The 7,193-nt window shown below is 46.0% G+C and carries 8 protein-coding genes; 6 read left to right on the forward strand and 2 right to left on the reverse strand.

Annotated features, from left to right (window positions below; genetic code table 11):
• Nucleotides 1-88 precede the first annotated feature (88 nt).
• Nucleotides 89-610, reverse strand: coding sequence for a heme utilization cystosolic carrier protein HutX (gene hutX, locus BCT49_RS16080; protein WP_102436548.1), 522 nt, complete (start codon nucleotides 608-610; stop codon nucleotides 89-91).
• A 58-nt stretch (nucleotides 611-668) separates the two neighbouring features.
• Nucleotides 669-2,078, reverse strand: coding sequence for a heme anaerobic degradation radical SAM methyltransferase ChuW/HutW (gene hutW, locus BCT49_RS16085; protein ID WP_102436550.1), 1,410 nt, complete (start codon nucleotides 2,076-2,078; stop codon nucleotides 669-671).
• Nucleotides 2,079-2,238: 160 nt separating this feature from the next.
• Between hutW and BCT49_RS16090 the strand changes: the two genes are divergently transcribed.
• The 6 genes from BCT49_RS16090 to BCT49_RS16115 all read left to right on the forward strand — a co-directional run bounded on the left by BCT49_RS16090 (nucleotide 2,239) and on the right by BCT49_RS16115 (nucleotide 7,140).
• Nucleotides 2,239-3,042: an energy transducer TonB gene (locus tag BCT49_RS16090; RefSeq protein ID WP_102436552.1), complete on the forward strand. Its 804-nt coding sequence runs from the start codon at nucleotides 2,239-2,241 to the stop codon at nucleotides 3,040-3,042.
• Between the two features lie 2 nt (nucleotides 3,043-3,044).
• The gene (locus BCT49_RS16095; RefSeq protein WP_102436554.1) at nucleotides 3,045-3,746 is read left to right on the forward strand and encodes a MotA/TolQ/ExbB proton channel family protein; all 702 of its coding nucleotides are present in this window, start codon (nucleotides 3,045-3,047) and stop codon (nucleotides 3,744-3,746) included.
• On the forward strand, nucleotides 3,743-4,156 hold the full coding sequence (locus BCT49_RS16100; protein ID WP_102436556.1) for an ExbD/TolR family protein: 414 nt from the start codon (nucleotides 3,743-3,745) through the stop codon (nucleotides 4,154-4,156). Before BCT49_RS16095 ends, BCT49_RS16100 begins: the two co-directional genes overlap by 4 nt.
• A 148-nt stretch (nucleotides 4,157-4,304) precedes the next feature.
• Complete coding sequence (locus BCT49_RS16105; protein ID WP_102436558.1) at nucleotides 4,305-5,195, forward strand: heme/hemin ABC transporter substrate-binding protein; 891 nt, start codon at nucleotides 4,305-4,307, stop codon at nucleotides 5,193-5,195.
• A gap of 125 nt (nucleotides 5,196-5,320) precedes the next feature.
• Nucleotides 5,321-6,358: a FecCD family ABC transporter permease gene (locus BCT49_RS16110; protein ID WP_102295719.1), complete on the forward strand. Its 1,038-nt coding sequence runs from the start codon at nucleotides 5,321-5,323 to the stop codon at nucleotides 6,356-6,358.
• On the forward strand, nucleotides 6,358-7,140 hold the full coding sequence (locus BCT49_RS16115; protein ID WP_102436560.1) for a heme ABC transporter ATP-binding protein: 783 nt from the start codon (nucleotides 6,358-6,360) through the stop codon (nucleotides 7,138-7,140). The genes BCT49_RS16110 and BCT49_RS16115 overlap by 1 nt, the downstream gene beginning before the upstream one ends.
• Nucleotides 7,141-7,193 lie beyond the last annotated feature (53 nt).

The raw sequence follows: 7,193 nt of genomic DNA on the forward strand, positions 1-7,193 counted from the left end.
CGATCATTAGCGAGCTAAACGATCCTCGAGCATTCATGTCTTGTTTAAGCGAGTTAGCAACCTAATTTAAGCTTGCCGTTAATTGTGCTTAAGCTTGTTGTTGTAGTGCTTTGAAGCGTTCAACTTGGTCGGCAATCAGCTCACGCTTTTCATTGCGGCCTAGGTAGATCTTAAAAATGTTCTCGCCCGTTTCACTGAAGAAACCGAAGTAATGACTTTCACGACCCATGAACGCCTTACTCACCAAGCCAACGTGTTTGACGTTGTCGAGTTTCAGGTGGCCATGAAGTTCGCCTTCTTTGCCCATCAGGTTGTAGTAGCCACGCGCGACTTTACCTTTAGGGAACGGTGCTTTTACTTCAAAGATTGAACCGAATGAATGCATGATTGTGGTCATTGGGCCCCAACCAACCAAACCTTCTAGAATCTCTTGGGCACGGCTGCCATCTAACATCACCGCTATGTCGTTTGGAAAAGCAGCGACTACTTCAACCTCTGAAACGCCTAGCTTCTCAGCAATCGCAGTAGGAAGCAGTTTTGGTTCTTCTTCTAGAATGCGTGCGACACGTTGTTCTAGAGTTTCTGTCATTTCTAATGTTGTATCTGTCATTGAATATGTTTCCGTATAAACGAGTAATTTACGTAAGTTATAAACTAAAAATTCGATGTTAAGCGTGCTTCAAACTTGCATGCGGGTGAACGCCCGAACCTGACGCTTTCGGTGCTGGGTGCATAGCTTGATATTCAGCGTTAAGCACTTGAATCACACTCTGAGCCAGGCTTACTGCCCAGAAGCTGCCAGCAATAGTCAGACTCAAGTAATCCTCTGAAAGCTCAACCAAACCGTTCTTTTCCCAATGCGAAAACAGAGGCTTCAGATAATCGAACGTGTCTTGTCCCATAAAGGTCGGTAACGTACTTCTTCTAACAACACCAGAATCAAAACCGGCCTTCAATGAAGAGAAGGTTGGCTCTAGTGAACTTTGCTTCGTCATCATGGCTATTGGCAATTGACCTTGCTTTATAGACTCCATGTAGCTATCTAAAGTTCGATGTTGCATCACACCATGACCACCAATGTTGCCACCAGCACCACAACCAATCGGCAGAACTTCGGCATAAGTTTTTGCTAAGCTGTTGTAAATGCTGCGTTCTCTGTTGTCACGAGTCCAGTGATTCACGCTCAGTTGCTTGACCTTATTTTTTGCCATGAACTCGACACCCGCCAAATACATGCTCGCTTTATCTGGCGTATTCGCCGGTGGTGGGATTTTTCCTTTCTCAACGAGATTAAGCATAGGTGCATTACCCCCAACAATCAGTTGGTAGAGGTCAATACCGTGTGCACCAGTAGACATGTAGTCTTCTAAATCTTGTTGGAACACTTCCATAGACTGGTATGGCAATCCATATAGCAAATCCAGAACGATGGGAGCTTGCTCGGTACGGCTCAAAGCACTGATACGTTCCAACACAACTTCTCGGTCATCTAAGCGCTTGGCGCTGCGTCGAACTTGAGTGTTGAAACTTTGAATACCGAATGAGAATCGATTGAAACCACCCTCAAGCGCGCTATCAAACATTTGGTCGCCAAAGCGATTGATGCGCCCTTCTAAGGTCATTTCCACATCGTTTGCCAGTGGGAAATATTGGCGAATAGCCTTGCCTAACTGCTCGACTTGTTGGGGTGACAAATCAGTAGGTGTTCCACCACCAATGTAGACGGCATGAAATAATCCAGACTGAGCCCAAGGGGTTTTGGCTTTTTGCTTCAACTCAACCATCAATGCATCGAAGTATTCATCGACTAATTTACGGCTCGCGGCATTTTGGAAAAAGTTACAGAACGTGCAACGCACACGACAGAAAGGAATATGGATATACAAGCAACGCTTATCCTGTTTCTTCCCTTCGCTTAGCATCAGTTCATCAAAGAGCTCCAACTTCTTGCTCGGGACGACCGGAATTGAACTTCCTCCGGCATGTGCAGAATGCTTTTTCGCAAACGCAAAACGAAGCGGATCTGGGCTAGAAACACCCAGAATTGATTCGTCAAATTTATAAATATCAAGACTCATATAATCTCTCTAAACACTTACATAGCAAAGTCTGGAAGACTATTCGCTAAAACTGAGAGAATCATAAATAGACGCAAATGATAATGCAATTGATAATTGATCTTATTTAGATTCTGAGCAATAATCCGGTACAGATTTTAGATTTAGTAAAGGATTGAAAGTGAACGTTCCTAGATATGTTATTGCAGGCGGTGCATCGTTAGTGATTCATGCAGCGCTATTGTTTGTCGCTCAAGAATCCAAAGTATTCGCGATGCCTGCAGGTAGCCAATCGAACACGGTATCGATCAACTTCACGCCTAAGAGCACGCCTTCTCAAGCTCAACAAAAAACCATCACAGAACCGGTTGAACCAGAGCCAATCAAAGAAACCGTTTCACAAGCAGAACCTAAACCTGTCGAACCCAAGGCAGTCGAACCAAAGCAAGCCAAACCGACACCGAAGAAAAAAGCGATCACCAATAAGCCTCAACCCAAAAAAGTAGAGAAAAAGGTTGTTGAAAAAAAACCGATCCAAAAGAAACCGGTAACAGAGAAAAAGGTCGTTAAGAAAGAACGCCCAGAACCAAAGTCCAAACCAACGCCTCAACCAGAAAAGCTGGCCGACAAGAAAGTCGATAAGAATATGGACGAGTCTGCCAATCAACCTCAGGAAGTAAACCAAGGCGTATCAAACCAAGAGCCCGTATTAGTCACTAAGCCCTCTTTTTCTTCACGCCCTACACCACCAAATTACCCACGCCAAGCTAGACGTCGTGGCGTTGAAGGTGTCGCAACTTATGAAGTCTGGTTAGACGCTGAAGGCAAACAAATTAAACAAGCATTAGTAAATTCATCAGGCGCACTAATGCTCGACAACGCCGCTTTAGACGCCATTAAACAATGGAAATTCTCACCTCACACTGTCAACGGTCGAGCGATTGCTCACCGTGTACAAATACCTGTTCGTTTTAGGTTGGATTAATCATGCAACAAATCAGTTACTTACAAGATCAACTTGGCTTAATGACTTGGCCTCTTCTCATCTGTTCTGCATTAACAGCAATGATCATCGCTGAACGTGTCTTCCAAGTGATGTTGAGCATTGGTGTTGGCAAACGCGCCATTCGTCGCGAGCTCAACCAGATCTCACCAACCAACAGCAAAGAGATCGAAGCATTAGCACAATCTATTTCTGGTAAACGACCGCTACTGTACAAAGGCGTATCGATGTTGCTGGCTCACCACTCTTTCTCAAAAGGACTGCGTGAAGATGCAGCTGGGATCTGGCTACAAGAAAAACGCCACCAGCTTCATGCCGGATTGAGGCTGCTTGGTTTGATCGGCGTGATCAGTCCACTGATCGGACTGCTTGGTACGGTACTTGGACTTATCGAGATGTTCAAAGGGGTTGCAGCTACAACAGGCAGCATTACACCGAACGATCTAGCAGATGGATTAGGCTTAGCAATGAGAACCACAGCTGCAGGTTTGATGATTGCGCTTCCTGCAATCTCAGGTGCTCAACTACTCGGGCTATGGGCCGACCGAGTGCTGGCTCAGTTAGAACATACTCTGAACTACGTCAATGTGTGGCTAGAAGGTATGTCGATTCAAACCAATCACTCTGACGAGACTAAAGACTCATCAGTCAATAAAGTCGCTGTTGGTGATGTGAGTCAAGCATGATCAAAACGCCTCACTCATCTCAAACACAAAGTTTAGCGCCAGATTTAACGCCGCTGCTCGACATCATTTTTATCGTGATGGTTTTCCTGCTGCTTACCGCTTCAGTGAAGTTGGAATCTTTAGAGGTAGAGCTTCCAAGCTCTGATGTTAAGAATGTTTCTGAAGTTCATAAAGATTCGATTAGCGTCAATATTTTAGACCACGAACCTTACTGGGCGATTAACGGCAGAGAGTACATCGACTGGGAAAACTTCAAAATTGCCTTACTCGAAGAGACAGGTTCAGCGGATAAAAAGCCGATCATCATTGGCGCAGATAAAGCAGCCAACGTTGAGAACCTAGTGAAGCTGCTGTCGTTCCTTCAAGAGAATGGAATACCCGCAACCCAATTGCTCACCGAAGATGGCTAGAACAACTCTCTATTTTCATGAGGTTAAGTTCTAGTTACTAAGACCAAATAACCAGACCTAAACCTCTCTATAGATTCGAACTCACAATGCGAACGGACTGCTCACTGAGAATCTTCGCGAAACAAATAGATAATATAAAGAAATGATTATGAACAACTTAAAAGTGCTCAATAAATTAAAGACCAAGAGACATATCCTTTCAGTAGCAGCATTGAGCTTGGTACTGACTGCGCCAGCAGCAATGGCCAACGACGCTGAACAACCTCGAATCATAAGTGCAGGCAGTGCCGTTACTGAATTGGTATTGGCATTAGGCGCTGAAGAGCAGTTAGTCGCAATTGATGTGACCAGCCACTTCCCTCAATCAGAGAATCTGCCGAAGATTGGTTACCACAGAAACTTGTCTGCGGAAGGCTTGATTGCCTTAGAACCAACCACGCTCATCGGCTCAGATGAGATGGGGCCAGACAACGCGATTTCTCAATTGAAATCTGTGGGCATAGATGTCGAGATCGTAAACACCGAAGCGAACGTTGAAGGGCTGTTAAAGCGTATCGACCAAATCGCAAAGATCACCCATACCGAAGATCACTCACAGCAAGTTAAAGCAGAAGTAAATAAGAAGATTGCGGCACTAAAAGCAAACCAAGTACCCAATGACGAAGCGAAGAAAGTTTTGTTCCTATTGCTGCATGAAGGTCGTCCTGCGAACGTTGCTGGCGGTGAAACATCACCGAACGCGATCATTGAACTGGCTGGCGGCGTAAACCCTGCGGCTAAAAGCCTGACGTCTTACAAGCCACTGTCGATGGAATCACTCGTTGAAATGCAACCTGATGTCATCTTAGTGAGCGGCCGTAGCTACCAGAAAATGGGCGGCGCTGATGCCATTCTTAAATCGTTACCTATGTTAGCGGCGACACCAGCAGGTATGAACAAGCAAATCATTACCGTAAAGGGCAGCGCTTTAGTCGGCGGACTTGGTCTTGAAAGCCTTTCAGAAGCGAAGCGATTAAACGCACTTATCTATCCGTTATAACTTATCTACCCGCTATAACCCAACTACCCTATTTTTACTGTTGCTTGCTCAATACTCCTCACCGCCTCGCTTTTCGCAGAGCTGGTGGTTAGGATTGAAGCGGATGATAGACATTGAGGCCCTTTATGTTGCTACGATCCGTCCCACTGAAAACATCGATGTTAGGCTTAGGCGCTACCCTAGTCTTCGTCGCGCTGTACTCGATCACAGTTGGGCCAATGAACATTAGCTTGGCTGACAGCGCAGCCAGCCTACTCCAACCAAACAATGACTTAGCACCTCACATCAACTTGGTGATCCAAGAAATTCGCTTACCCCGAACGATATTGTGCATGCTAATCGGCGCGATTCTCGCTTTGTGTGGCGCGGTCATGCAGGGCTTGTTTCGAAATCCACTTGCCGAACCAGGAATCATCGGCGTGTCTGCCGGAGCCTCATTGGGTGCCGCATTAGCCATCGTACTTTTCTCTGAGCTTTCACTGCAATACCCCGCTTTTATGAACTTTGCAGCAGTGCCTATATTTGCCTTTTTAGGCGGAGCCTTAACCACGCTGCTGGTTTATAAGCTAGGTACTGGCAAATTCGGTACTTCAGTCACCATTATGTTGTTAGCAGGTGTGGCGATCAGCGCACTATCAGGCGCAGGTATTGGCTTCTTGAACTTCATTGCTGATGACCAAATGCTGCGTGATCTTTCATTGTGGTCAATGGGTTCATTAGCGGGCGCGAAATGGTCAGGTATTTTGCTTGCGGCAGTCACTCTCGGCGCACTATTTATTGTCTTCTACCGTCAAGCAATGTCACTGAATGCCCTGTTACTGGGCGAATCAGAAGCGCAGCATCTTGGTATCCCAGTACAGAAGCTAAAGCGAAGGTTGATTCTACTTACTGCTGCAGGCGTTGGCGTCACGGTTAGCCTATCTGGCATGATCGGCTTCATCGGTCTTGTTATCCCTCATTTGGGTCGCATGTTGGCTGGCCCAGATCACCGAATTCTCTTACCACTATCAGCGGTGCTAGGCGCATTACTATTAACCGCTGCAGACATGTTCTCACGCGTGGTACTTGCACCTGCAGAGCTACCAGTAGGTATTGTCACTGCAATCATCGGTGCTCCATTCTTCTTGTATCTACTATTTCAACAGAAAGGGAGAATCCTTTAATGTTTCCTTCAGCGTTAAAAGCGACCGACATCGAAGTGAAGTTCGGTAGTAAAGTGATATTAGATGGTGTTTCTATTGAGATTGAAGCAGGAAAGGTAACCACACTGCTCGGACCAAATGGCGCAGGGAAAAGCACTCTGCTTAAAGCGTTATGCCAAGAGATTTCGAGCAAGGGTGATATCCAATATTTTGGACACACCAAAGATAAGTGGCCTTCTCAAAAGCTGGCAAAGCACTTGGCGATGCTACCTCAGCACAGCACTTTAACCTTCCCGTTTTTGGCACATGAAGTTGTCGAGCTTGGTGGTATTCCTCTACAAGAGTCCAACAAGAACCTCACTAACATCGCGAGTCAAAAAATGGATGTTGCTGATGTGACACACTTAAGTGAAAGGCTCTACCCTTCGCTATCTGGCGGTGAAAAACAACGTGTTCACTTGGCGCGAGTACTAACTCAGCTTCATTATTCTGGCGACCAATGCATCTTGATGCTCGATGAGCCAACGTCAGCACTGGATCTCGCCCACCAGCACAACACCTTGAAAATCGCGAGAGAGTTAGCCGACAACCACAACGCCGCCGTTATCGTGGTGTTACATGACTTAAACCTAGCCGCTCAATACTCCGACCGATTGGTGGTATTAAAAGACGGTAACTTGGTTTGCGATGGCAGCCCTTGGGAAGCACTCAAGCCTACGATGATTGAGGATGTCTATGGTTACAGAAGCATCGTAGAAAAACACCCAACCATGAGCTTCCCTCAGGTTCATCCCGCACAATAAGTCCGGTTAAAGAACAACTCATTTCGAGTATTCGTGGCTTTGTTGCGTAATTC

Origin of the sequence: Vibrio lentus (genome assembly GCF_002875945.1) — a bacterium.
Classification (GTDB): Bacteria; Pseudomonadota; Gammaproteobacteria; order Enterobacterales; family Vibrionaceae; genus Vibrio; species Vibrio apostichopi.